At 64.5% G+C, this 25,698-nt stretch carries 23 protein-coding genes; 12 read left to right on the top strand and 11 right to left on the bottom strand.

Annotated features, from left to right (window positions below; translation table 11 throughout):
• Positions 1-808 precede the first annotated feature (808 nt).
• Positions 809-1,867 carry a DMT family transporter gene (locus tag AC3WL8_RS27450; protein ID WP_492379230.1) on the bottom strand — a complete coding sequence of 353 codons (1,059 nt, stop codon included), beginning with the start codon at positions 1,865-1,867 and terminating at the stop codon, positions 809-811.
• A 112-nt stretch (positions 1,868-1,979) separates the two neighbouring features.
• Between AC3WL8_RS27450 and AC3WL8_RS27445 the strand changes: the two genes are divergently transcribed.
• On the top strand, positions 1,980-2,363 hold the full coding sequence (locus AC3WL8_RS27445; protein ID WP_492379229.1) for a hypothetical protein: 384 nt from the start codon (positions 1,980-1,982) through the stop codon (positions 2,361-2,363).
• Positions 2,364-2,822: 459 nt separating this feature from the next.
• Here AC3WL8_RS27445 and AC3WL8_RS27440 read toward each other — a convergent pair whose 3' ends face one another.
• Positions 2,823-3,614 carry a DNA-binding transcriptional regulator gene (locus AC3WL8_RS27440; protein ID WP_492379228.1) on the bottom strand — a complete coding sequence of 264 codons (792 nt, stop codon included), beginning with the start codon at positions 3,612-3,614 and terminating at the stop codon, positions 2,823-2,825.
• A 325-nt stretch (positions 3,615-3,939) separates the two neighbouring features.
• Between AC3WL8_RS27440 and AC3WL8_RS27435 the strand changes: the two genes are divergently transcribed.
• From AC3WL8_RS27435 to AC3WL8_RS27405, 7 genes are all read left to right on the top strand, one after another.
• Positions 3,940-5,802, top strand: a complete 1,863-nt coding sequence (locus tag AC3WL8_RS27435; RefSeq protein ID WP_492379227.1) for a bifunctional 3-(3-hydroxy-phenyl)propionate/3-hydroxycinnamic acid hydroxylase — start codon at positions 3,940-3,942, stop codon at positions 5,800-5,802.
• Between the two features lie 2 nt (positions 5,803-5,804).
• Complete coding sequence (locus AC3WL8_RS27430) at positions 5,805-6,764, top strand: 3-carboxyethylcatechol 2,3-dioxygenase (protein ID WP_492379226.1); 960 nt, start codon at positions 5,805-5,807, stop codon at positions 6,762-6,764.
• A 21-nt stretch (positions 6,765-6,785) separates the two neighbouring features.
• A complete protein-coding gene (mhpD, locus tag AC3WL8_RS27425) occupies positions 6,786-7,568 on the top strand; it encodes a 2-keto-4-pentenoate hydratase (RefSeq protein ID WP_492379225.1) in 783 nt (260 codons plus the stop codon).
• Positions 7,569-7,581: 13 nt separating this feature from the next.
• The gene (locus tag AC3WL8_RS27420) at positions 7,582-8,550 is read left to right on the top strand and encodes an acetaldehyde dehydrogenase (acetylating) (protein WP_454754417.1); all 969 of its coding nucleotides are present in this window, start codon (positions 7,582-7,584) and stop codon (positions 8,548-8,550) included.
• Complete coding sequence (gene dmpG, locus AC3WL8_RS27415) at positions 8,547-9,581, top strand: 4-hydroxy-2-oxovalerate aldolase (RefSeq protein WP_492379224.1); 1,035 nt, start codon at positions 8,547-8,549, stop codon at positions 9,579-9,581. The genes AC3WL8_RS27420 and dmpG overlap by 4 nt, the downstream gene beginning before the upstream one ends.
• A gap of 103 nt (positions 9,582-9,684) precedes the next feature.
• Positions 9,685-10,950 carry a 3-(3-hydroxy-phenyl)propionate transporter MhpT gene (gene mhpT / locus AC3WL8_RS27410; RefSeq protein WP_492379223.1) on the top strand — a complete coding sequence of 422 codons (1,266 nt, stop codon included), beginning with the start codon at positions 9,685-9,687 and terminating at the stop codon, positions 10,948-10,950.
• An 80-nt stretch (positions 10,951-11,030) separates the two neighbouring features.
• Entirely contained in the window at positions 11,031-11,900 is an 870-nt protein-coding gene (locus AC3WL8_RS27405) for an alpha/beta fold hydrolase (RefSeq protein ID WP_492379222.1), read from the top strand.
• 63 nt (positions 11,901-11,963) lie between these two features.
• On the opposite strand, the gene AC3WL8_RS27400 is transcribed toward AC3WL8_RS27405, so the two are convergent.
• From AC3WL8_RS27400 to AC3WL8_RS27380, 5 genes are all read right to left on the bottom strand, one after another.
• On the bottom strand, positions 11,964-12,707 hold the full coding sequence (locus tag AC3WL8_RS27400) for an SDR family NAD(P)-dependent oxidoreductase (RefSeq protein WP_492379221.1): 744 nt from the start codon (positions 12,705-12,707) through the stop codon (positions 11,964-11,966).
• A 209-nt stretch (positions 12,708-12,916) separates the two neighbouring features.
• Positions 12,917-13,447 (bottom strand): bacteriohemerythrin, encoded by a 531-nt coding sequence (locus AC3WL8_RS27395; RefSeq protein ID WP_492379220.1) that lies wholly within the window; start codon positions 13,445-13,447, stop codon positions 12,917-12,919.
• Positions 13,448-13,543: 96 nt separating this feature from the next.
• On the bottom strand, positions 13,544-14,074 hold the full coding sequence (locus AC3WL8_RS27390; protein WP_492379219.1) for a cupin domain-containing protein: 531 nt from the start codon (positions 14,072-14,074) through the stop codon (positions 13,544-13,546).
• A 31-nt stretch (positions 14,075-14,105) separates the two neighbouring features.
• On the bottom strand, positions 14,106-15,236 hold the full coding sequence (locus AC3WL8_RS27385; RefSeq protein ID WP_492379218.1) for an alcohol dehydrogenase catalytic domain-containing protein: 1,131 nt from the start codon (positions 15,234-15,236) through the stop codon (positions 14,106-14,108).
• A 95-nt stretch (positions 15,237-15,331) separates the two neighbouring features.
• Entirely contained in the window at positions 15,332-16,522 is a 1,191-nt protein-coding gene (locus tag AC3WL8_RS27380) for a porin (RefSeq protein WP_492379217.1), read from the bottom strand.
• Positions 16,523-16,659: 137 nt separating this feature from the next.
• On the opposite strand from AC3WL8_RS27380, the gene AC3WL8_RS27375 reads away from it, so the two are divergent.
• Genes AC3WL8_RS27375 through AC3WL8_RS27360 form a run of 4 tightly spaced genes read left to right on the top strand, consistent with a single transcriptional unit; the run spans position 16,660 to position 21,874 of the window.
• The gene (locus AC3WL8_RS27375) at positions 16,660-18,009 is read left to right on the top strand and encodes an aromatic ring-hydroxylating dioxygenase subunit alpha (protein ID WP_492379216.1); all 1,350 of its coding nucleotides are present in this window, start codon (positions 16,660-16,662) and stop codon (positions 18,007-18,009) included.
• A 25-nt stretch (positions 18,010-18,034) separates the two neighbouring features.
• Positions 18,035-19,057, top strand: a complete 1,023-nt coding sequence (locus AC3WL8_RS27370; protein WP_492379215.1) for an FAD-binding oxidoreductase — start codon at positions 18,035-18,037, stop codon at positions 19,055-19,057.
• A 34-nt stretch (positions 19,058-19,091) separates the two neighbouring features.
• Positions 19,092-20,420 (top strand): M20 family metallopeptidase, encoded by a 1,329-nt coding sequence (locus tag AC3WL8_RS27365; RefSeq protein WP_492379214.1) that lies wholly within the window; start codon positions 19,092-19,094, stop codon positions 20,418-20,420.
• Between the two features lie 32 nt (positions 20,421-20,452).
• Complete coding sequence (locus AC3WL8_RS27360) at positions 20,453-21,874, top strand: amidase (protein WP_492379213.1); 1,422 nt, start codon at positions 20,453-20,455, stop codon at positions 21,872-21,874.
• A 31-nt stretch (positions 21,875-21,905) separates the two neighbouring features.
• On the opposite strand, the gene AC3WL8_RS27355 is transcribed toward AC3WL8_RS27360, so the two are convergent.
• The 4 genes from AC3WL8_RS27355 to AC3WL8_RS27340 form a co-directional block, all read right to left on the bottom strand.
• Positions 21,906-22,451, bottom strand: a complete 546-nt coding sequence (locus tag AC3WL8_RS27355; protein WP_492379212.1) for a winged helix DNA-binding protein — start codon at positions 22,449-22,451, stop codon at positions 21,906-21,908.
• Between the two features lie 312 nt (positions 22,452-22,763).
• Complete coding sequence (locus AC3WL8_RS27350) at positions 22,764-23,867, bottom strand: flavin reductase (RefSeq protein WP_492379211.1); 1,104 nt, start codon at positions 23,865-23,867, stop codon at positions 22,764-22,766.
• A 12-nt stretch (positions 23,868-23,879) separates the two neighbouring features.
• The gene (ribB, locus tag AC3WL8_RS27345) at positions 23,880-24,566 is read right to left on the bottom strand and encodes a 3,4-dihydroxy-2-butanone-4-phosphate synthase (RefSeq protein ID WP_492379210.1); all 687 of its coding nucleotides are present in this window, start codon (positions 24,564-24,566) and stop codon (positions 23,880-23,882) included.
• Positions 24,567-24,682: 116 nt separating this feature from the next.
• Complete coding sequence (locus tag AC3WL8_RS27340; protein ID WP_492379209.1) at positions 24,683-25,618, bottom strand: LysR family transcriptional regulator; 936 nt, start codon at positions 25,616-25,618, stop codon at positions 24,683-24,685.
• Between the last annotated feature and the right edge of the window lie 80 nt (positions 25,619-25,698).

Here is a 25,698-nt window from a genome sequence, read left to right as displayed (position 1 = left end):
CTACGTAGAGCATCACGTAGCGCCGTAGGAATCCTCGTCCTTTCCGCCGTAAGGCGGCAGCCGAAGGCTGAGGACGGAGAGGATGTCAAGTAGTGCGCTATCGCGGCGGCCCATTCGCGCACTGGCAAATCACCGTCCCAGCCAGAACCAGGCGCATCGGCCTCGATCTCGCGACGGAGTTCAGCGGCCGTTTTCCTGGATTCCCAAGGCATGGCACGAGGGGTGAAGTAGACATCCGGCCCCAGGCCTTTTTCCCGAAGAAAATCGGCCCGGGACGACGTTCCCCGGTACGGCTTCCGTGTGCTCGGTCCTGACATCACCACCAAGCATGGACAGCAGGAAATCCGGCTTGTCGGAATGGCTAAGGACCAGTGGAAACGAGAGCTGTTCAATTGGCAACGTCGCAAGCAAGTGCGCGATGCAATAGTGCCGGGAAACGGAATTCGTGAGACTGGGACGTTCTTTGTGAGACTGCAGTTACGTAAATGGTAAGACTACCCGGACTCCAGCCACGACGTGTCGCGCGTGACTATAGATCGTGACGCGAACCAAAACCCTGACAGTCCGATCCGGGACCGAATACCCTGCCATGTTATGAGCGGCTGGCATGCCGTGACCTTGGCAACGACCAGCCCGCCGCGCCGGGTGACGCCGCTTGGCCACCTGCATCTATGGCGGCGGCGAGTGTTGGGCCTACCCCACCCCATCCCGCACTGGCAGTGCAGGAATAGAGACCAATTGGTGCAAGGAATAGACGCGAACACTATCCCTCCGTGTTGTATTCCATATTGGCCGAGTCTCGGCTATGTCAGTGCGAATGCCTGTGATGAATATCAGGGAAGTGGGGATGCTTGTGGACGAGGGGGGCATGCCAGTGGGTGTGCACATGTGGCTCCTTCCCATTCCACGGGAAATCATGCTCGTGCTGATGGTGTTCATCGTGACGATGCGCATGCGTGTGTTCCATCGCCTCATGGGTGTGTTCGTGCTCGTGCCGTTCGCGAAGATGCAGCCACACACCCAATGCCATCAGCGCTGCGGCGAGCCAGAACAGGAAATTCGGTATCTCCGGCCATAAGAGAAAGGAGATCACCACACCGAACATGGGGGCCACTGAGAAATAAGCACCTGTCCTGGCCGTACCAAGATGACGAAGGGCGATCACAAACAGCGCCAGGCTCACACCATAGCCGGCAAAGCCGATCACCATCGCCGAAGCTAAAGGTATCGCTCCAGGGAGCGTGCTGCCTGCGACCAGTGCGAATCCCGTATTGCACGCGCCTGCGACCAAGCCCTTCAGACAGGCGATCAGGACAGCATCATTCGATGACACCTTGCGGGTGAGATTGTTGTCGACCGCCCAGCATCCGCAGGCGGCAATAATGAGCAGTGCGCCTGGAGACAAGGTGGCAGCACCCGGCTGCCAGGAAAGAAGCATGCCCCCGGCAACGATGGCAATCATGCCAAGCACAATCTGCCGATCGGCGTTCTCCTTGAACACGATCCAGGCGATGAGCGCTGTGAAGACGCCCTCCACATTCAATAGGAGCGAGGCGGATGCCGCGCTGGTCACAGCAAGCCCCCTCATCAGAAGTGCCGGGCCGGCCACTCCACCAGCCAGGATCGCTCCCAAAAGCCACGGAATTTCGTGACGCGGAATCGGCGGTTGCGGCGGGGTCTGGCTGTCGGCCTTCCGGGTGAGCTTCCTTAGTAGCAGGAATCCGCCAAGGCCCAGGCCGCTACCCAAGTACAACAGTCCCGCCAGCAACAGCGGCGAGACTGTGCCCGTCAGGGTCTTGGCCAGCGGCGTGCTAGCGCCGAACAGGAGTGCGGCAGCGAGCGCCGGGGCGGCGGAACGAACGGACATGTCAGCAATGCCATGGGGGAATGGTTGCATATTGTCGCGCGTTTGCGGGGAATACGGGCCTATTACTCAAATTGCGAGTGCAGCGGCCTCCCCGCAGCACGCTGGCTGGTTCGTGCAACGCCTTGTCTCGCGCTTCGTCGTCCGTCTGGTCACGCTGCTGTTCGTTCTGAACTGCGGCGCGACCTTGGCTGCGGCGCCGGCATGGCTCCACCATGAAATGGAACACGCGCTGGAGCACGCGCACGGCGCTGCCGGGCTGGATGGCAAGGCCGACGTCGGTGAGCAACTTGCCGCCGAATTTGCCGTGCCCGATCACGACGACGATTCCGGCATTCCACATGGCGCACTGCATGCCTTCGCCCAACTGCCTGCAACGCTGCATCAACATTCGCCACTGGTGATTGTGGAGCGCACTGGAACACCGCCGTCGCATGCCGCGGCAGACGCCCTGACCGACCAGCCTCCTGGTCTTCCCTTTAAGCCGCCCCGGCTCTGACCCCCGCCAGGCGCTTCCTTCCGCGCCGTCCAAGCCTATCTGCTGACGCGGCTTGCCCACGTCGGCGGCCCATTCCTGTCGCTTAACGAGTTCCGACATGGTCGCACTTCCGTGCCCACGCGGGCGACGCGCGGCAACGGCAGCAGCGTTTCTCCTGACGCTCCTGCCGTGCGCTTCGCATGCCCAGCCGTGTGATGCCGGTATCAGCGCTGCCGCACCCGCAGCCTCGGTTTCCGCACAACCCGCACTGACGTTGCAAGCCGCGCAGAGCCGCCAGCGGGGCACGCGTAGCCCGTCTCCGGCAGCGATGCGAAACCGCTCAATTGACGGCATCCGGCATTGAAGGCTAAACGTTCAAGAAGATGCAAAAATGCTTAGGTCGGCGTCTAGCGGATCGGCAGCAGCCCAGAGCAATTATTTGCCACGCTCCGGGATGTTCGACGGCGTGAGCCGGCGTGCTCAGGGCTCCTGTCTTTCCAGCGCGCTCACCATCTCCTGCGCGGCGCGCTGCAGTTCTGGCACGAAGCGTCGCGTAGCCTCGGCCGGGCTGATTGCCTGCTCGAGATAGATCACGTTGAGGCTCGCGAGTATGCGCCCGCCCGTTTCGATCGCCACGGCGAGCGCGCCGATCTTGCGCTGGTCGGCCCAGTCGCCGTGATTGGAGCCGAAGCCGTCGGCACGCGTCTGGCGCACCAGGTTGCGGATATAGGCATCATCGAGCGCGAGCTTGAGCTGCTGCTCGCCGCCCGCGCCCGAGCGCAGCACTTCGAGAATGTCCTCGCGCTCGGCCTCGGGGCACATCGAGAAATACACGCGGCCGGCGGCAGTGAGCAGCATGGGCAGGCGCCGACCCACCATCGAGCGGTGAAACGACAGCGGGCTGAACCGGTGCGTGGTCTCGCGGATGATCATGGCGTCGCCATCCGGCGTCGTCAGGTCCGAAGGCCATACCACGCGCTGCATCAGCTGCACCATGATCGGCGGCGCGACCGTCGCGATTCGCTCGTCGTCGGTGAATCCCTCGCTGAGCGAACGCACGTCGAGCGTCAGCCGGAAGCTGTCATCGGAGGCGCTTCGGCGCACAAACTTCTCCTCAACCAGCGTCTCCAGCAGGCGCCGGACGGTGGTCCGGTGCAGGCCCGTCGCCTCGCTCAGCTGCTGGCTGGTGGCGCGGCCGTTTTCCATGGCATTGAGCGCGCGCAGCACCTGCAGGCCACGCGCAAGGCCCCGTACGTTCGCGTACTTGCTCATAGAAAATCTCTTATAAATCAATGATGTGCAATCTTTGCACATTTTTCAGAAATTGTTGAGCGCTTTCCGGCCGATGCCTAGACTCCATCCAAAATCCCAGAGTCAACGGAGACGCCCCATGATCCACCGAGCCTGCCGCCTGCTTCGGCCGAGCCCCGCCCTCGCCAGCCGCCACGAGTCCCCCACCCGGTCCGTGCGCCTGCCACGACACCCCGGCGTCTGACTTGCGGGCAGCCACGCCGCTGCCCCACCCATCCATCCATCGCGGCACAGACAATACGCGCTTGGCGCGGGGACGCGCTCGCGCCTTGCCAGGAGGAGACATATGAACACCATGGCCCAGCAGTCGGCTCAAGCCGGCCATCAACCAACCCTCTCCACGGACGTCGCCATCATCGGTGCCGGCCCGGTCGGGCTGATGATCGCCAATATCCTCGGCCTCCAGGGCGTGCACGTCACGCTGGTCGAAAAGCTCGAACAGATTATCGACTACCCACGCGCGATCGGCCTCGACGACGAAGCGCTGCGCGTGTTCCAGGCGGTTGGGCTTGCCGACGCGCTGCTCCCGCACACCACGCCCGATCACTGGATGCGCTTCGTCACGAAAGACGGCCATTGCTTCGCCTCGATCGAGCCTCGCACCGATGAATTCGGCTGGCCGCGCCGCAACGCGTTCATCCAGCCGCTCGCCGACCGCGTGCTGTTCGAAGGGCTGAGCCGCTTTGAGCATGCCCAGGTCCTGTTCGGCCATGCCGTCGAGGCGTTCACACAGGATTCCGACGGCGTGAGCATCAGCGTCTGCAACGCCGATGGCGAATGCCGTACGATCCGCGCCGCCTACATGGTCGGCGCCGACGGCGGCAACAGCTTCGTGCGGCGCACGCTGAACGTGCCGTTCGAAGGCCGCACCAAGCCCAACCAGTGGATCGTGGTGGACGTGCGCAATGACCCGGTCGGCTCGCCGCATGTCTACATGCATTGCGACCACGAGCGGCCTTATGTCTCGGCAGCCCTCCCGCACGGCATCCGCCGCTTCGAGTTCATGGTGATGCCGGGCGAGACGGAAGAGGAACTGTCGAAGCCGGAGAACATGGCAGCGCTGATCCGCAAGGTGGTGGCCGATCCGGAGAAGGTCGACTACATCCGCAAGCGCGTCTACACGCACAACGCACGGCTGGCCTCGACCTTTGGCGTCGACCGCATCCTGCTGGCGGGCGATGCCGCGCACATCATGCCTGTTTGGCAAGGCCAGGGCTATAACAGCGGCATCCGCGACGCCAACAACCTCGGCTGGAAGCTCGCGATGGTCGCGAAGGGCCTGGCGCACCAGCGCCTGCTCGATACCTACACGGTGGAGCGCCGCGCCCATGCGCGCGCGATGATCCACCTGTCCGAAGTCGCGGGCGACATCTTCGCCCCGACCACGCGCTTTGGCGCGCGCTTTCGCGATCTGTTCGTGCGCACGTTCGAGGTGCTCCCGCCGGTCAAGCGCTATTTCGTCGAGATGCGCTTCAAGCCGATGCCGCGCTACGAGGAGGGCGCCGTGCTGCTACCGCCGGCGCGCAAGACCGGCGGCTGGCTCGCCCGCGTGCTCGAACGCTCTGGCAATTCCGCGCCGGGGCGGATGCTTGGCCTCATGAGTGAAAAGCGCGAGTCCTTCCTCGGCCGCCTGGCCTACGGACGTGATCCGCTGGCGGGCTCGCCGGTCGGGCGCATGTTCATCCAGCCGCGCGTGCGCACCACGGACGCCCGCCTGGTGCGGCTCGATGACGCGATCGGCAGCGGCTTCGCCGTCCTCGCCTGGGGCGCAGACCCGACCTTCGGCCTCACGCCGCAAGCGCGCGCCTTGTGCGAGCAGGCCGGCGTGCGCTTCGTGGTGGCCAAGCCGGATGTGCAGCTTTGCCATGCCGACGACGTGCCCGAGGGCGTGATCGCAATCGGCGATGCGTCGGGCCGGCTCAAAGACTGGTTCAGCCGCGTGCCACAGTCGGTGGTGTTGCTGCGCCCCGATCGCTTTGTCGCGGGCGTGTGCTCGCCGCAGCAGGTATCGGAGGCGATCGTCGAACTCGCCGGCAAGCTCGGCATGACCGATGCGCCGCCGCGTGCGGGCGCCCCGGTGGCGTCACCATCGTCGCGCCCGTTGCCCGAACCCATTTCAGTCATCCAAGCACAAGCAGCAGGAGCATAAGCATGCCGATTCATCTCGAATGCCTTTCGCACACGCCATTGCATGGCTACTTCGACCCTGCGCCTGAAGTCGTGGCCGAGGTCGGGCGCGTGCGGGCCGCGGCGCGCGAGCGCGTGCGGGCGTTTGACCCCGAACTGATCGTCCTCTTCGCGCCCGACCACTTCAATGGCTTCTTCTACGACATGATGCCGCCGTTCTGCATCGGCGCGGCCGCGCAGGCCATTGGCGACTTCCGCAGCATGGCCGGCACCCTCCCCGTGCCGGACGACCTCGCGCTGGCGCTCGCCGAAAGCGTGCTCGCCACCGAAGTCGACGTATCGCTGTCGTACCGGATGCAGGTCGACCACGGCTTTGCCGATGCGCTGGAAGCGCTGACCGGCGGGCTCGACCGCTACCCCGTGATTCCGGTCTTCATCAACTCGGTCGCGCCGCCGATGGCCTCGCTGCGCCGCGCGCGCCTGCTGGGCGACGCAATCGGCCGTTTCCTGGCAAAGACCGACAAGCGCGTGCTGGTGGTGGGCTCCGGCGGCATCTCGCACGAGCCGCCGGTGCCTGAGCTGGCCGGCGCCAGTGCGGAGGTGGCCGAGCGCCTGATCGCCGGACGCAACCCGCCGCCGGAATCGCGCGCGGCACGCCAGGCACGCACTGTGGCCGCTGCGCAGGCCTTTACGGCGGGCAACAGCCACATGCATCCGCTCAATCCGGAATGGGACCGCGCCTTCCTGGCCCGTCTCGCCTCGGGCGAGCTGAGTGCCCTCGACAACATGAGCAACGAGGCCATCACCCGCGACGGCGGCAAGTCCGCGCACGAGATCCGCGCCTGGGTCGCCGCCTTCGGCACGCTGGCGGCGTACGGCCCTTACCGGGCATCGGTCGACTTCTACCGCGCGATTCCCGAATGGATCGCGGGCTTCGCCACCATGCATGCCGTGCCGTGCGCCGAACTGGCCGCGGCCGCCTGACCCAACCAAGGAGCAGCCTCCATGTCCGACAAGAACCAGACAATCGCCGCACGGCTGCGCGAAGCCGAGGCTTCGCGCCAGACCATCGCCCCGGTCCGCGGCGAGATCACCGCCGACGACATTGCCACAGCCTACGCGATCCAGCAGATCAACGTCGACGCGCGCGTGGCAGCCGGCGAGCGCATCGTCGGCCGCAAGATCGGCCTAACGTCGCTGGCCGTGCAGAAGCAGCTTGGCGTCGACCAGCCGGATTTCGGCGCCCTGTTCGCCAGCATGGCCTATGGCGACAGCCAGCCAATGCCGCTGTCGCGCCTGATCCAACCGAAGGTCGAAGCGGAGATCGCCCTCGTCCTCGAGCGCGACCTGACCCATGCGAAGCACACGTTCGCCGACATCCTGGGCGCAACCGCCTACGCACTGGCCGCCATCGAAGTGGTGGACAGCCGCATCCAGAACTGGGACATCCGCTTTGTCGACACCGTGGCCGACAACGCCTCGAGCGCGCTGTTCGTGCTCGGCAGCCGCCCGGTGCCACTGTCCGCCATTGACCTCACGGCCTGCGCGATGACGCTCTCACGCGACGGTGAAGTGCTGTCGCAGGGCAGCGGTGCGGCCTGCCTGGGCAATCCGCTGAACGCGGCGGTCTGGCTGGCGGACCGGATGTCGCAGCTGGGCACGCCACTGCGTGCCGGCGATGTCGTGCTGACCGGCGCGCTCGGCCCGATGGTGGCCGTCACCCGGCCGGGCACATTCACTACAGAAATCGAAGGACTCGGCAGCGTCCGCGCGACGTTCACCGAATAACGAGGGCAACCCTATGGCTTCCAAAAAACTCAAGGCAGCGATCATCGGCTCCGGCAACATCGGCACGGACCTGATGATCAAGATCCTGCGCAACAGCAAGCATCTGGAGATGGCGGCAATGGTCGGCATCGACCCGGCGTCCGACGGACTGGCGCGCGCCGCCCGCCTGGGCGTCGCGACCACGCACGAGGGTGCCGAAGGGCTGACACGCCTGCCGGTGTTCGATGACATCGACTTCGTCTTCGACGCCACCTCCGCCGGCGCACACGTAAAGAACGATGCGCTGCTGCGCAAGCTCAAGCCGGGCTTGCGCATGATCGACCTGACGCCCGCGGCGATCGGCCCGTACTGCGTGCCGGTCGTCAACCTCGATGCGCATCTGGACGCGCCGAACGTGAACATGGTTACCTGCGGCGGCCAGGCCACGATTCCCATCGTCGCGGCCGTGTCGCGCGTGGCCAAGGTCCACTACGCGGAGATCGTCGCCTCGATCAGCAGCAAGTCGGCCGGCCCGGGCACCCGCGCCAACATCGACGAGTTCACCGAGACCACCTCCAAGGCCATCGAGGTCGTCGGTGGCGCGGCCAGAGGCAAGGCCATCATCGTACTGAACCCCGCCGAGCCGCCGGTCATGATGCGCGACACCGTCTACACGCTGTCCGAACTGGCCGACCGGGAAAAGATCGAAGCCTCGATCGCCGAGACGGTCCGCGCCGTGCATGCCTATGTGCCCGGCTATCGCCTCAAGCAGACCGTGCAGTTCGATGAAATCCCCGCCAGCGCGCCGCTGAACGTGCCAGGCCTGGGCCGCTTCAGCGGCCTGAAGACTTCGGTGTTCCTCGAAGTCGAGGGCGCTGCCCACTACCTGCCTGCCTACGCAGGCAATCTCGACATCATGACCTCCGCCGCGCTCGCCACTGCCGAGCGGATGGCGCAATCGCTGCTGACTGCCGCAGCGGCCACTGAAGGAGCCTGCGCATGAGCACCCCCGCCAAGAAACTCTATATCTCCGATGTGACGCTGCGCGACGGCAGTCACGCAGTCCGACATCAGTACTCGATCCAGAACGTGCAGGACATCGCCCGCGCGCTCGACCGCGCCAGGGTCGACAGCATCGAAGTCGCGCACGGCGACGGCCTGCAGGGCTCGAGCTTCAACTATGGCTTCGGCGCGCACAGCGATCTGGAATGGATCGCCGCCGTGGCCGACGTGGTCAAGCACGCTAAGATCGCCACCCTGCTGCTGCCCGGCATCGGCACCACGCACCACCTGAAAGCCGCCTACGAAGCCGGCGCACGCGTGGTCCGCATCGCTACGCACTGCACCGAGGCGGACATCTCGAAGCAGCACATCGAGTATGCGCGCGAACTCGGCATGGACACGGTCGGCTTCCTGATGATGAGCCACATGACCACGCCGGAGAACCTCGCTGTCGAAGCGAAGAAGATGGAAAGCTACGGCGCGACCTGCATCTATGTGGTCGACTCGGGCGGCGCGCTGTCGATGAACGACGTCCGCGCGCGCTTTCGTGCGCTCAAGGATGTCCTGAACCCTGACACGCACACGGGGATGCACGCGCACCACAACCTGTCGCTCGGCGTCGCCAACTCGATCGTCGCCGTCGAGGAAGGCTGCGACCGCATCGATGCGTCGCTGGCCGGCATGGGTGCCGGGGCGGGCAATGCACCGCTCGAAGTCTTCATCGCCGCGGCCGAACGCCTGGGCTGGAATCACGGCACCGACTTGTACACGCTGATGGACGCGGCCGACGACATCGTGCGCCCGATGCAGGACCGCCCGGTGCGCGTGGATCGTGAAACGCTCGCGCTCGGCTATGCCGGCGTGTACTCGAGCTTCCTGCGCCACTCGGAAGTCGCAGCAAAGAAGTACGGCCTGAAGACCGTGGACATCCTCGTCGAACTGGGCAAGCGCCGCATGGTCGGCGGCCAGGAGGACATGATCGTTGACGTCGCGCTGGACCTGAAGAACCGCGCGCTCGAGGCGCAACAATGAGGTGGTCGGCGGCGCGCGTTGCCACGCCGCCGACCGCGTGAATGACCCCGAAGAACAGGCCTCCACCCAGAGAGGCTCGCATCCGCCATGACGGAGACAACCAATGAACACGTTTCGAACAGGTAGCGCCAGCACAAGCGGCGCGAACGGCGGCATCACCACGATCGGCCTGTGCCTGGCCATCGCGCTGCTCGAAGGGCTGGACCTGCAGTCGGCAGGCGTCGCCGCACCGCGCATCGCAAAGGAGTTCTCGCTCTCGGTGGCGCAGATGGGCTGGGCATTCAGTGCCGGCGCCATCGGCCTGCTGCCGGGTGCGGCGCTGGGCGGCCGGCTCGCCGACCGCCTGGGCCGCAAGCGCGTGCTGATGTTGTCGGTAGCCTTGTTCGGCGCGCTTTCGCTGGCGACGACTCTGGTATGGAACCTGGAAAGCCTGCTTGTCACCCGCCTGCTGACCGGGCTAGGCCTGGGCGCCGCGATGCCGAACCTGATCGCGTTGTGTTCGGAAGCCGCATCGCCGCGGCAGCGCAGCACGGCTGTCGGGGCAATGTATTGCGGCATGCCTCTCGGCGCGGCGATTGCGGCGGCGATCGGCATCGCCAGCCCCGGCGACGAAGGCTGGCGGCACATCTTCTATGTCGGGGGATTCGGCCCGCTGCTGATGCTGCCGCTGCTTGCACTGTGCCTGCGCGAGTCGGCGCAGTTCGTCCAAACCAGGGAAACAGCGGCCAGCCATACCGCCTCCGGCTTTGCCAGTGCGTTGTGGCACGATGGTCGCGCGCGCACCACGCTGGCGCTGTGGATCAGCTATCTCGGCACGTTGATCGTCTTGTATTTTCTGATGAACTGGCTGCCGTCGATGGTGGTGTCGAACGGCCTCTCCCGCGTACAGGCGGGGTTCACGATGATGATGTTCAACATCGGCGGCGGCATCGGCGCGGTCGGCATTGCCAACGTGATGGACCGCTTCGGCCGGCGCCTCACTGTAATTGCCCTGTATGTGGGGATCGCGGTTGCGCTTGCAGCCCTGGCGGGTGCGGGCGGCAGCGTGTCGATGGCTTGGGGGGCGTTCTTCTGCGGCCTGTTCCTCGTCGGCGGGCAGTCGGTGCTGTACTCGCTGGCGGGCCAGGCATATCCCACCGAGGTCCGCGGCACCGGAGTCGGCGCGGCGGTTGCCGTTGGCCGGATCGGTTCGATTCTCGGGCCGCTCGTCGCGGGCCAACTGTTCGCGCTCGGCCAAAGCGCATCAGTGCTGGTCGCGGCCAGCATTCCGCTGATCGTTGTGGCGGCGCTTGCCGCCCTAGCGGTGGTGGGTTCATTCGCGTCGCGCCCTGTGCCAGGCGCTGCGCTGCCTGGCGGGCGAGGCGCCTGACGGCGCGCCGATCCAATCCCGGCTCCACGCGTTTTCAATTCAAGACCAAGTTCAGATTCAGTCCAGGAAGGAAGATCATCATGAATGCAATAGCACAAGCGATTACGGAAACCTCGACGAGCCGGTTCGTCATCGTGAAGGACGGCGACACCGAATTCCGGATCCACTACAACGATGCGGGATCGGGTGCCGAGACCGTGGTTATGCTGCACGGCTCGGGCCCCGGTGCGACGGGCTGGGCCAACTTTAACCGCAACGTCGAGCCGCTGGTCGCGGCCGGCTATCGCGTGCTGCTGGTGGATTGCCCGGGCTGGGGCAAGAGCGATCCGGTCGTCAACACCGGCTCTCGCTCGGAGCTGAACGGTCGCGTGCTCAAGGCAGTGCTTGACGCACTGGACATTGAGCGGGTCCATGTGATTGGCAACTCGATGGGTGGGCACAGCGCGGTGGCATTCGCTTTGGCGAATCCGCAGCGCGTCGGCAAGCTCGTGCTGATGGGCGGCGGCACCGGCGGCCCGAGTTCGTTCGTGCCGATGCCGACCGAAGGCATCAAGCTGCTAAACGGCCTGTATCGCGAGCCCACCATCGAAAACCTGAAAAGGATGATGAATGTGTTCGTCTACGACGCCAGCTCGCTGACTGACGAACTGATGCAGGGCCGCCTGGACAACATGCTCGCGCGGCGTGAGCACCTGGAGAACTTCGTCAAGAGCCTCGCGGCCAATCCGAAGCAGTTCACCGACTACGGTCCGCGCCTGGGCGAGATCGCCGCGCCCACGCTGGTGATCTGGGGCCGCGACGACCGTTTCGTGCCGATGGATGTGGGCCTGCGGCTGATCGCCGGCATGCAGGATGCGCAGATGCACATCTTCAATCGCTGCGGCCACTGGGCGCAATGGGAGCACGCGGATGCGTTCAACCGGATGGTGATCGACTTCCTGGCACATTGACGCGCGCTTGCCGCCGCCTGATGACCCCCCTCCCCTGGCAATGCAACTGTGCCACGGGGAGTGTTATGCCGCCATGCCGCCATCCACTGAAAGCGTGGCTCCCGTCACGTAGCTCGCCTTGTCGGACAACAGCCAGGCGACGGCTTCGGCGGTGTCGCTGGGCTGGCCGATGCGACCCATCGGGATAACGGCGTCGAGCAGGTGGACGTCGTTGTTGGTCGAGCGCATGTAGTTCGGCGTCACGGTCGCACCCGGGCATACCGCGTTGACGCGGATATTACGCTTTGCGTACTCCCTGGCGACCGCACGCGTCAAACCGATCACGGCGTGTTTGCTGGCCACGTAATGGGCAATGCCATCCATCCCCTGCAGTCCGAAGATGGAGGCGTTATTGACGATGCTGCCGCCGCCGTTCCTGAGCATGGCTTCTACCTGGTATTTCACGCCGTAGTAGACGCCCTTGAAATTGAGGTCGATGACCCACTCGGACTCTTCGACCGGCGTCTGGTCGATCGGCTTGAAGTCGGCATGACCGCCTGCATTGTTGAAGGCGAAGTCGAGGCGACCGAAGCGTTCCATGATGAATGCGACCAGCTCCTCGTTATCGGCGTGGCGCGATACATCGGCCGTCTTGACTTCGGCGCGGCCACCGGCGGCGTCAATTTCCCTGCGCACGACTTCGAGTTTTTCCGCGCCGCGCCCGGCCAGCACGACCGTTGCGCCTTCGCGCGCCAGTGCCAGTGCGGCAGCGCGCCCCATCCCAGATCCTGCGCCTGTCACCAGGCCGGCTTTTCCTTGCATGGACATTGCTGACTTCTCCTGATTCATGGCTTTGTTGCCCTTCTACGAGCAATTCGACGCGCAGGTGGCGCGGGGTAAGCCGAGTTCTTTTGCTGCGTTGAAGTGCTCTTGCCGAGGCGCGCACGGTGGGTCGCACCCGTGAAATCTGCTGGATCTAACGCGTGCAATCGCCTTGTTTCCGTCCACTTCCGTCTCGCGTGCCCTGTCACGCTTGGTTATTGTTCTTGATTGTTGGGCACATGAGGCGCGACAGCAATGCCACACTGGTCTGCACCAATATGACGGCGAAGTATGACCGGAGCGCCCCCATAGGTCTTCTTGTTGATCCAGGCTGACAGCGCGGAATCCATATAGGTAGCATGCGCGGGAAACCAGTCAGCCAATGCCGTGGCCAGCCGCTTGACATCCCCCAGGCCCAGCTCGCCGAGCAGTAGTTTCGCGTTGACTTTTTGCACGGCATCCATGACGCGCTCATGCTCGTCGATATGGCACTCGGCAGCAGGAAAATCCGTCTTTCCCATCCACGCCTTTTCGAGCTCGAAATGGGAATGGACGTGTGCCTCGAGATCCTGCAGGCAGGCCGCGGCGGTGTCCGACGTACAGTGCGCCAATGCGTTGACCACATCAACGAACTCCTGATGGGTCTCGTCGATCGGCCCATGACCCAGCAACATGGCATCCGTCCACGTGAGATCCATGGACGCATCCGCGGCAGGCGATGCGCACTGATCCGATCCGTCTTTCATTGCATTCTCTCCTTGGCAGGCTTGCCCCGCCATTGCTAGCCTCTCGCGGTCCGGTGGCATTGACGCCACCGGTTGCGAAGCAAGACACCTCAGCCCTTATCTGTCCGCGCCGATCAGCACCGCCACCATGACGGCGGGCTGCTCGCTGCGGTTGCGCCAGGCGTGCCGCGTACCGTTCTGGACGACGATGTCTCCGGCCTTGAGGTGGCGGACTTCTCCGCCATCCACTTCCAGCCACAGCTCACCGGAAACGATGATGTCGTAGTCGACCGACTGGGTCTTGTGCATGCCGGAGCCATCCGGCTCGAAGGCTTCCGCCAGCCCGGGCAGATGTCGCGCATATTCCTCGCCGGCCGCTGCGGGATCGAACTGCTCCGATTCCATCACGCTGTCAGGCGGGAACTGGACGACGATCAGGCGAGTCCCGTGCGGGTCGGGCGTCACGGACTTGAACGTCACGGCCGGATCACTGCCGTCGTACGGCAGTGACGGCACGGCTTGTGTCGCCCACGCCAGCGTCGTCTGGAAGCCGGGGACGGCGGCATAGTCGTGCGTGGTAGCCACCGGGCCATCCGAGACAATTACGGAACGGCCCTCCCGCTCACTGGTTACGATGCGTCTTACCATTGCTTACCTCCTCTTGACTGGTTGCCGCGGCTTACTGGACGACAACCACATTGGCAAATCCGCCAGCGCGCTTCTCGGCCGAGGCGAGGGCTTCATTGACCTGGTGCAGCCCATACCGCTGGTGCTCGAAGATGCCGAGGTCGAGCGTGCCTGCCGCGGCCATGGCGGCGAGCTCCTGGCCTTCGGCCACCGAGAACCAGAGCGACCCGACCAGGCTGACCTGCGCGCACATCAGTTGATGCAGGTTGACGGGCATCGGGTCCGACATCGCCCCGACCTCCACCATGCGGGCTCCGCGCCTGAGTGCCGCAATGCAGTCCAGCGTGATCTGATGCGAGGCACCTGGCCCGATCGCATCGACAAAGGCATCCGCGCCAACGCCCTCAGTCTCGGCGCGAACCCAGTCGGCCAGCGGCTGCGTGCCATAGGAAAGAATGCGGATGCGCTGGGGATCCAGCGCGCGCACGCGCTCCAGCAAGTCGACGTTGCGCGCCACACACAGGATCCGGGTGGCGCCCATGGCCCGTGCGATCTGCACGGCGCCCAGACCTAGCGTGCCGGTGGCGCCGCTGATCAGCACAGTGCGCCCTGCCCTGACCCCGGCCTTGCGCAGGCCGGAATACGCCGTGCCGAGGTAACCGAAGCGTGCTGCCTGCTCGAAGGTGATGGCGTCGGGCAACTTCACCAGCCCGTCTGCCGGGGCCGTGGCAAGCTCACTGAAGCCGCCATACGGGTACTGCTGGTACATCCGCTTTGAAGCCGGCCCGAAGCCAAAGTAGCCCTGGAAGGTGTAGGCCGTGCAATTGATCGGCTCGCCGGTGCGGCATGCGTGGCATGAACCGCAGGAGCGGCCGGGATTGACATAGACACGGTCGCCAGGAGCGATGCCGGTCACCTGGCTGCCCACTTCCGCCACGACCCCGGCCGTGTCCAGGCCGTAGATCGCCGGCAGATCCGGCACCGTCAGGTAGGCACGCTCGCCATAATTGCTCATCACGTTCCGAAGGTTCGGGACTACGCCCGCCGCCTTTACGTCGATCAGCACATCAGTCGTCCTGAGCAGTGCGGGGCGTGCGATCGTGTCGAGCCGGAATCGGCCGCCCGGCTCGTGCACGCGTGCGGCCTGCATGGTGCTGTCCGTGGGGGTGCTCGGGGTGTTCATTGGCTTGTCTCCGGTTTATCGTTTTTGACGAACATCGATAATTAATCAGTTGAACATCGATTGATACTCAATAGATGTAGGCAAAAAATGCCGGGTCAGAACGCATGCAGCACGCCAATATTGGCCGCCACCTGCGTGGCGCCGGACGAAGGCCCCGGCGCCAGGCTGATCCAGGCTTTCCCCACCCCCGATGCTTTCTGATAGACAAGATCGGCGTAGACGCTGGTGCGCTTCGAGAACGAATAAAGCAGGGTCAGTGTCCCCTGCATGGCGCTCTGCCGGTCCAGCGTGTCATTGCCTCGCATGTACTGGTAGGCGGCATTCAGGTGCCAGGCGGGGGAAAAAGCCCAGGTCACATCGCCCTCGTAGACCGCAACCCGTGCGCCGGTCGCGGTGTTCTCGGTATTCGTGTACATCAGCGCCGCTACTGCGGGCCCAATTGCATAAGACCCGCCAAACCCGAAGTTCCTGATGCCATCGTTGCCGGCATTCAGCTGCGGATATTTGACGTAGGTGTATGCACCGTTCAGCCGCAGGTTGCCGACGTGGTAATTCACGCCGGCACTCTGGCCACTGCTGTTCCCGAACGAACCGGGCTGCCCGCCAAGACTGTATTGCGCACCGACCGACAGGCCGCCGAAGTCCGGGCTCTGGTATTTGACCGAGTTCGGCATGGCAAGGCCCGCAACCCGGTCAAAGTCGAAGGAGCCGCCCGGCGTGTTGGGCACGCCCAGCCCCGAGAATGGCCCCTGGCGAAGGCTGATGCAGCTGATGAACGGAAACGCCGAGCCCCAGTGATCGAGCGCCAGCGAATAGAACATGAAGTCGATCTGATTCCCGAGCGTGAGCGTCCCGAGCTTGTCGTCACGCAAGCCGACATAGCTTTCGTGCCCGAACAGGTTCCCGATGGACTGGCCGTTCTTCATGGAAAACTGGCCCTGCAGTTTGAACACGGCCTGCAGGCCGCCGCCAAGCTCTTCCGTGCCCCTGAAGCCGAACAGCGTTGGCGCCTGGGTTCCCGGATCCGCAACCAGGTTGCTGCTCCCGCCCTGGTTGGACACATACATCACACCGGTATTGACGATGCCGTATGCCTGCACGCTGCCCTCTGCATGCGCCGCGCCCGCCAGGCCAACGCTGCAGGCGGCAATCGCCTTCAGTCTCCTCATTGGATGTCTCCCCGTTTCTTGATTTCGAAGGCGGTGTCTGGCGTATTCGATCAGGGTTAACCCTTGGCGTGCGCCAATCCACCGCTTTTGAGCGTCTAACTCTACACAATCAATCATTTATAGATCCATTGTTAATCGAAGTTTGATTGAACTTCGATTGACAGTCAATTCTAGATTTCGGTAATCTTCGATCGCGCCCTTGGCACACGACCAGGGTTGCAGCCCACAAAGCCCATATCGAGGAGAACCTGAAGATGAGCGACAAGCCCGTCATCCGCCGGCGCAGCAGCGAGACAAAAAACGAGATCAGCAGCGCACGCGTCAACGACGCCAAGGTGCAGAGCCAGTACCAGCCCTACAAGGACGCCGCCTGGGGGTTTATCAACCACTGGTACCCGGCCCTGTTCAGCAAGGAACTCCCGGAGGACGGTGTGGAGGGCATCCAGATCTGCGGCATTCCGATCGTGCTGCGCCGCGTGGACGGCAAGATCTTTGCCCTGAAGGACCAGTGCGTTCACCGCGGCGTCCGTCTCTCGGCCAAGCCGATGTGCCTTACCAAGGACACCATCAGCTGCTGGTACCACGGCTTTACCTTCGACCTGGAGAGCGGCAACCTGTCGACCATCGCCGGCAACCCCGATGACAAGCTGATCGGCACCACCGGCCTCACCACCTACCCGGTGCGGGAAGTCGCCGGCATGATCTTTGTCTTCGTGCGCGAGGACGATTACCCGGACGAAGACGTGCCTCCGCTGTCGCATGACCTGCCGTTCCGCTTCCCCGAGAACAGCGAGAAATTCCCGCACCCGCTGTGGCCGTCCGCGCCGAGCCTGCTCGATGAAAACGTCGTCGCCCACGGCATGCACCGTACCGGCTATGCCAACTGGCGCATCGCCTGCGAGAACGGCTTCGACAATGCGCACATCCTGGTCCACAAGGACAACGCCATCATCCATGCCAAGGACTGGGTGCTGCCGCTGGGCATCGTGCCGACCGCCGACGACTGCATTGCGGTAGTCGAAGACGACAACGGCCCCAAGGGGCTGGTGCAGTGGCTGTTCACCGACAAGTGGAAGCCCATCCTCGAAAACGAGAAGGTCGGCCTCAAGGTGGAGAACCTGAACGCGCGTCCGTATCGCACCTCCGTGGTCCTGCCGGGCGTCCTGATGGTGGAGAACTGGCCGGAAGAGCATGTCGTCCAGTACGAGTGGTATGTACCCATCACCGACGACACCTATGAATACTGGGAAGTCCTGGTCAAGGTCTGCAACACGGAGCAGGAGCGCAAGGACTACCAGTACCGCTTCGACTATCTGTACAAGCCCCTGTGCCTGCACGGTTTCAATGATTGCGACCTCTATGCGCGCGAAGCGATGCAGGACTTCTACGCGGATGGCACCGGCTGGGATAACGAGCAGCTGATGGCAACGGATATTTCCCCGATCACCTGGCGCAAGCTGGCATCGCGCTGGAACCGTGGCATTGCCAAGCCGGGGCGTGGCGTGGATGGCGCCGTCAAGGCGTCGGCCATGCGGCTGAAGAAGGCGTCGGAAGGCAAGCAGGCCACGGCGTACTTCGTCACCAAGATCGAAGAAGACGAGTAATCCAGGCGGCAACCGAGGTATCTGTATGTCTACTGTCAAGAACGTCGCACTGCGTTTTCGCGACGGAACCACCCGATCGGTTGCCGTGCCGCACGGCGAGAGCGTGCTTGACGCCGCTCTCGCCGCCGGCGTGCCGCTGATCCACCAGTGCCGCTCCGGCAGCTGTTCGAGCTGCACGGCGCGGCTGGCCGAAGGCCAGGCGGGCATGCGCGCCGGCGCCAGCTCGACGCTGCTGCGCAGCGAATACGAGGCGGGCGAGCGCCTGCTGTGCCTGACCGAGCCCGAAACCGACTGCACCTTCGACCTGAACTACGAGAGCGATGCCGGCGCCGGGCGTGCTGTCAAGGTCAACGCCTTTGTCGACAGCGTCGAAAAGGTGGCGCCCAATGTCGTGCGCCTCACGCTGGAGCTGGCCGAAGGCGAGACCTTCGACTTCAAGCCGGGCCAGTTCATCCAGGTCCGCGTTCCCGGCACCGACATCGTGCGCAGCTATTCGCCTGCCAGCACCGCTGGCGAGCTGCCGAAGATCGAACTGCTGATCCGGCTGCTGCATGACGGCGTCATGTCCGGCTATCTGGAACATCGCGCCGCGCGCGACGACGTGCTGGAGCTTGAAGGTCCTTATGGCAGCTTCTTCCTGCGGGAGAAGGTGCGGGCGCCGCACATCATGGTGGCGGGCGGGACCGGCCTGGCGCCGATCCTGTCCATGATCGACACCATCCGCAACACGTCAGGCCGCAAGCCGCCCGTGATGCTCAGCTTTGGCTGCGCTACGCCCGATACGCTGTTCTGCCTGGATGACATCGCGCTGCGGGAGCAATGGCTGCCCGGCCTGTCGGCGCGAATCTCGGTGGACCGGGGCGCGACGGGAGAGTTGCTGAGCGGCAACCCGGTCGATGCCATTCGGGAAGACGATGCCATGCACGCCGACACCGTCGCCTATCTGTGCGGCCCCCCCGCGATGATCGAGGCGGCCACGCGCCGTCTCGCCCAGATCGGGGTTCGCCCGGAGAACATTTACGCCGAGCAGTTCGCACCGTCGAACTAGCGGATCACCACAGGAATCACGGGAGACAGCCATCGTGGAGCCCACCATTGCCCTTCCCTTTTCGCCAGAGCAGCAAGACTGGTACGAAAAGGCCTGCGCCCGGATCGATGCCAGGCGCCTGCAGCAACTTCTGTCCGACCTGACGGACATCCATAGCCCGACCGGCGCCGTGCGCGACATCAACCAGTTCATGGCCGGCTATATGTCCAGCGTGGGCCTGAGCTCGGCATACCGCCCGATGAATGCCCGTACGGGCAATGCCGTCGGGGAAAAGCGCGGCAGCGGCGGCGGCGCCGCGCTGATGCTGTACGCACCGATCGACACACATCTGGAAGGCGATGCCAGTGACCATCCATGGACAGGCACCACCGACAATGTCGACCTGCAGCCTGCCGCAAGAACGGTGGGAGACTGGGTCTATGGCCTCGGCTCGTCCAACCCGAAGGCCATGGTGGCGACGCTGACGGAGGTCGCGACGGCGCTGATCGAGGCCGGCGTTCCGCTGGTTGGCGACCTGATCCTGGCGACGGCCGACGGCGGCATGCCCGTCGATATCGCCGAACGGGACCATGCCGGCATGTCAGGGGGCGTCACACACTTGCTGTCCCGCGGTGTGGCGCCGGACTTCGCCATCATCATGAAGCCGTGGAACTGGGTCTATCACGAAGAGCCGGGCATGGGCTGGTTCAAACTGCGGGTGAACGGCACGCTGGGCTATGCGGGCGTTCCGCGCGGCACCCCCGGCTTTCGCAGCTCGGTGGTACCAGCCGCGCAGGTCATCCTAGAACTGGAGCAGTGGCTGGTCGACTACGCGGACCGCAATACCTCCGGCGTCGTCAAGCCGCACGGCTGGATCGCCGGCGTGCGCGCCGGCTGGCCGGAGCGGCCGGCGTTCCCTTCGGCGGTCACAGAAATCTTCTTTGATGTCCGCATCAATCCGCGCACCAGCCCGGCCGACGTCAAGGCCCAGTTCGCGCAGTTCGTCGCGGAACTGCGCGCACGGCACCCGGAACTCGATCTGGACTGGGAGATGTATGGCTCCGTTCCGGGCGGCACCACCGCGCCGTCCAACTGGATCGTCCAGTCGGCCAGGCGCGGATGGGAGCATATCGAAGCGCGCCCGCATGGCATTCCCGAGCTGCTGGGCGGACAGACCGACGGCGCAGCGCTGCGCCGCTTCGGCATTCCAACCGCACGCATCGGCTGGCCATGGCCGGCGCAGGGTTCGCCCGAAAGCGTGGCCGAAGGCCTGGGCGGCATGGGTGCCACCTATGTCCCGGACCTGCTGCCTTGCGCGCGGAAGATCCTGTACGCCGTGATCGATACGCTGACGCGCAGACGCGCGGAACTCGGCTTGCGCTGAGGACTCCCGACAAACTTCCCGACCCATTGCTTATGCCGAACGCAGACCTCCACTACTGGGAAGCCGCGGAGCTTGCACGCAAGATCCGCGCGCGCGACATCTCGCCTGTAGAAGTTACCGAAGCCATCCTTGAACGAATCTCCGACCTCGATCCGGCGCTGCACAGCTACGCCCTGGTCCTGCCTGAACAGGCGCTGGAACAGGCACGCGACGCCGAACGGGCGCTGATGCACGGCGGCCCGCTCGGCGCACTGCACGGCGTGCCGGTGGCGGTCAAGGACCTCTGCTGGCTGGCCGGATCGCCAACCGCCGCCGGCACCACGATTCACAAGAACTTTATCCCGACGGAAGATGCCACCGTCGTGCGCAAGCTGCGGGATGCCGGCGCCATCGTGCTGGGCAAGCTGCAGCTGACCGAAGGCGCCTTCGCCACCCATCACCCGAGCATACCGGAGCCGGTCAATCCCTGGCACCCCAACCACTGGGCCGGCGCCTCTTCCAGCGGCTCCGGTGTCGCCACGGCCGCCGGGCTTTGCTACGCATCGATCGGCACGGACACCGGCGGCTCGATCCGCTTCCCGGCGGCAGCCAACGGCCTGACCGGCATCAAGCCGACGTGGGGCCGGGTCAGCCGCCACGGGGTATTCGAGCTCGGTGCGAGCCTTGACCATGTGGGTCCGATCGCACGCAGCGCAGCCGATGCCGCGCTGATGCTAGGGACCATTGCCGGCCACGACCCGCTGGATCCGACTTCGCTGCCACCCTCGCACCTCGATTTACCTGCCGAGGGGAGCGACCTGCGCGGTCTGCGCATCGGTGTCGATGTGCAATGGAACAGCGATGGGACGGATGACGTCATCAGCCAGGCCATGGACCGGGCCATCGACGTGCTCAAGGCGCTTGACGGGCAGGTCCGGGAGGTTCGCTTTCCCGCAGAACGCACCGTGGTCGACGAATGGGAAATCAACTGCGGCGTCGAAGTCGCCGTGGCGCATGCGGGGACGTTCCCGCGCCTGTCGGCGGAATATGGGCCAGCGCTGACCCGGCTGATCGAGATTGGTCGCACTACAAACGGCATGCGCTATCAGCAAGCCTTGCTGAACCGTGCTGCCTTCCGTGGCAAGGTCAACAAGCTGATGCAGGACATCGATCTGCTGGTCGTCCCGGTACAGCCTTTCGCCGCACCGACGCATGAACAGCTGGGTGCGCTGGCGCAAGATCCGGAACTGAACAGCCGGCTGATCCAGTTCACGGCGCCGTTCAACTCCACCGGGCATCCCGCGATCACGCTGCCATGTGGATTCACGGCGGACGGCATGCCAATCGCATTCCAGCTGGTGGCGCGTCATGGTGACGAAGCTCTGCTGTGCCGTGCCGGCATGGCATTCCAGCAGGCCACCGACTGGCACCGCTATCACCCGGAGATTGGCGTCAGGCGCGCTGACGCTGCATGATGAGATCAGGCCGGGCAATGCCGGCCTGATCTCACTCCTGCCCGTCTTCCCGCAACGGTGTGATCGTCGCCGAATCGCGCGCGGCTTCCTCATAGATGCCGGTCAGCAGTGACAGGAAGCGCGACGCCCGTTCAAACTTCTCCGACACTTCGCTGATTTCTTCCAGGCGCTTCACCAGGATCTCAGCCCTGACCTTGTAATACTCGTCCGTCAGCTTGACTCCCAGTTCACTGACAGTGTAGGCAAAAGTCTTGCTGTTCTTTTCCCTCTGCTTCTCGATCAGACCGGCCGTCTCCAGCTTGCGCAAGCTGTACTGGATATTCGGAATATCATCTCGATTCATCAGGCGCGCAATGGTGGCACTGTTTTTTGGCCGGTCCTGCATCCTGATGACGTGAAGAATGACGTGCTCCTCGTACTTGATATCCACATCGGCGGCAATCGTCACCATGCCGGTGGACAGCACGAATCGGGAAAACGACTCATGGAACCGGATCAATGCCCACTCGAATTCGGTGGCCTTTTGCTCCAGCTCGGTTTTTGCGAGATGCCACCCACGCTGAAATTTCGGTTCCATGAATTGATTTGTCCAAAATTGATTTCAGAGTCACCAATAAGCTTGGCGAAGACTGCAGAAAAACATGTTCCAATTATCCCACAACGCTGGGGCGTACCGTGAAGTCGGTGGGAGATCAGAGCGTCGATGCCAACAGCGAGGTCAAAGACCGTAAGTCCATCTGGGATCGATACACTGGGCATACTGCTCGCTGAACTGCTCACTCCGGCCAGCATGCAAGACCGCGATGCGCGTCGCCCGGCCTGTCCCTCGCGGGCGAGCCGCGAGCAGTTGATTTTGTTCCAACCCTCTGACAGCTATGCCGACCGCTTTTCATTGCCCCTGTGCAGCCTGTCGACGGTCGCTGCGCCCTCTGTACCCCAGACGCTTGGACAGTTCTTCCGCCGCGCGACGAAGCGCAACCGGGACAGCTCCGTCCCAGTCTGCGCCAAGCCGTTCAGCTAGGCAGGTCGTCGAGAGCGACAACACCATCTCCCCGTTGGCATCGAACACGGGTGCACTGAACGCGTTGACCGTGACCTTGTGTCGTGCCGAAGGGCCCGCGCCGACCGCACGCGCCATCCCTTGTTGGCGGACCTCCGCCAGCTTCGCGGCAAGTCCGTCCGGATCGGCCTGCCCCGCAAACCCGCGCGCTGCCAGTTCGCGGTCAATGGCGTCTTGCACGATGTCCGGCCGCATGAACGCCGCGAACGCCAGGCCCGTTGCCGATTGGGTCAGGCTGACAACCACCCCCGTCTGCAGATACGGGCTGACCGGTGCCACTGACGGCTCCCAGCGCACGATCGTCGGACCCAGGTTGCCCCACACGGCCAGCCCAACCGTGCGCTGGCCGATCTGCTCGCAGACCTCCGGCAACACCGCGCCCGCCAGCCGCACGGCCTCCAGCGCCGGCAGGCCCGCCGATGATCCGTTGGCGCCGGCCAGTTCGCCCAGGTCGTGCGCAAAGGTGACCATGTAGCGGCCATCGCCGAAAGCCAGTGGCCGGCGCGCGGCGCGCTCCATGCGCGCAACACGCCCGAGGTACACGACATGGTCTCCGCCCGGGTAGGCCGCGATCTTTTCGCATTCCAGGTGCGCGGCGCAGCCGTCGATGATCGGCACGCCGCCCAGGCCGGGCACCACCGCGATGCCGCGGAACTTGTCGTCGCCGGACTTCGCGAACTGGTTGGAGACATGGATCTGGTGGTCGGCGAGAATATTCACCACGAAGCGGTCGCAATCGCGGAAGGCCGGGTAGCTGCTCGACGTGAGCGACTGGCTCCACAAGATCAGCGGCGGATCGAGCGAGACCGAGTTGAAAGAGTTGGCGGTCACGCCATAGGCCTTGCCGCTGGCGTCCACCGTCGTAATCACCGTGACGCCTGTGGTAAAGGCGCCCAGCGTCTTGCGGAGTGCGCGGCTGTCGATCTGGTTCATGGGGGGGTCCTTTCAGGGCAGGCAAGTATCGGGCTGCGTACCCGGCCCGTGCCGGAACGCGATCAGTTGGGCGATGGAAATCATCGCCAGGTGGTGTCTGGCGGCAAAGCGGAACAGGTCGGAGCGGCGCGCCATGCTGCCATCATCGTTGACCAGCTCGCAGAGCACTCCGCCAATGCCGCGGCCCGCCAGATGCACGAGGTCCTGCGCCGCTTCGGTATGACCGGGGCGCGCCAGCACGCCGCCTGGGCGGCAGCGCAGCGGAAACACGTGGCCGGGACTGGCGAAGTCCTGCGGGCCGCTGGTGGGATCGGCCAGTGCGCGCATAGTGGCGGCGCGGTCCGCCGCAGAGATCCCAGTGGAAGTGCCGCTGCGGACATCGACGCTGACCGTGAATGCCGTGGTGAACGACTCTGTGTTGGCTTCGACCATCAGCGGCAGCGCCAGGCGATCCAGCGCACTGCCAGGCATGGCCACGCAGATCACGCCGCTGGTATGGCGCACCATGAAGGCCATCGCCTCCGGGGTCATGGCGCTGGCGGCCATGATCAGGTCGCCCTCGTTCTCACGCTGCTCGTCATCGACCACGATGACAAATTCACCGCGCGAGACCGCGGCGATCGCTGCTTCCACCGTGTCGAAACGGTGTGCGGGTACTGCCGCCGGGGCGCACGCTATCGCAGTCTGCAAGGCCTCCATGGCCGTCTCCGTGAGTAGTTGACGGGCCAAGTCTAGGTTCGGCCTGCGGTCACGCACAAATTGCGGAGACGAATGCATTGATAGCGAGCCGTAATAAATACCGGCGCGCGGCAGGATCAGTCGAGCTGCTCCAGCTCAGTCCTGAAGTGCTGGCGCAGGAACGCCCGGAAGTTCTGCACGGCGGCGCTAAGCTCGGCCTTTTGCTGCACCACGCTGCCGTAGCGCCGCGACGCCTCCAGGTCCGTCACGGTCAGCGTGGCGCGGGTGCGCCTGGCGTTGTTCTGCGCCATCGAGCGCGGCAGGAAGGTGATGCACTGGCCGGCATCGATCATGCCCAGCAGGGTCGGCAGCGTGGCCACGGTGGCCGGATCGAAGTCGGCCCCGCGCTTGCGGAATTCCTCGGCCAGGTGCTTGCGCAGGGTGTCGTAGCGGTCGAGGAACATCAGGCGGTATGGCAGCAGCTTGTCCAGCGTGACGGTCTTGGTACCGGCCAGCGGATGCTTTGCCGGCACCACCAGCAGCATCTTTTCCTCCGCCAGCGACTGGAAGCGCAGGCCGCGCGGCGTGCCGTCCAGCGCCGTCACGCCAATATCAGCCTGGCCCTCCACCACGCTGCGGATCACGCGCTCGTAAGGCAGGTCGCGCAGCACGATCTGCAGGTCCGGGTAACGCTCGGTATACGCATGGATCAGCTTCGGCAGCACGGTGGCCGACAGCATCGGTGTGGCCGCCACCACCACCCGGTTACGCTCGCCCTCCGACACGGCACTGAAGCGCTTGAGCGCTTCACGCAGGCCAGCCACGGCCTGTTCCGCGGCCTCGCTCAACAGTGTGCCCTCAGCCGTCGGCTCCACCGAGCGCGTGGTGCGCTGCAGCAGCCTGACGCGCAGCTTGTCTTCCAGGCGCCTGACACGATTGGTCACCGCGGGTTGCGACAAATGAAGCTTCTGCGCGGCCACGCTGAAGCTGCGTTCGCGCACGACCCACAGGAAGGTTTCCAGCTCGGCCAGGTCAAGGCGGGCCAGCGAGGGGCGCTCGGGTGATTTATTCATAGTGGTTATAAAACTATCACACCGCGGAAATTGTGCCCATCGGGGCCGACGCCAATACTGGCCTCTCGAAACGTTGTGTT

The sequence above is a fragment of the Cupriavidus sp. FW305-F7 genome (assembly GCF_058782875.1).
The sequence above is the reverse complement of the archived record's forward strand: the minus strand, read 5'-3'. Positions and strand labels throughout refer to the sequence as shown.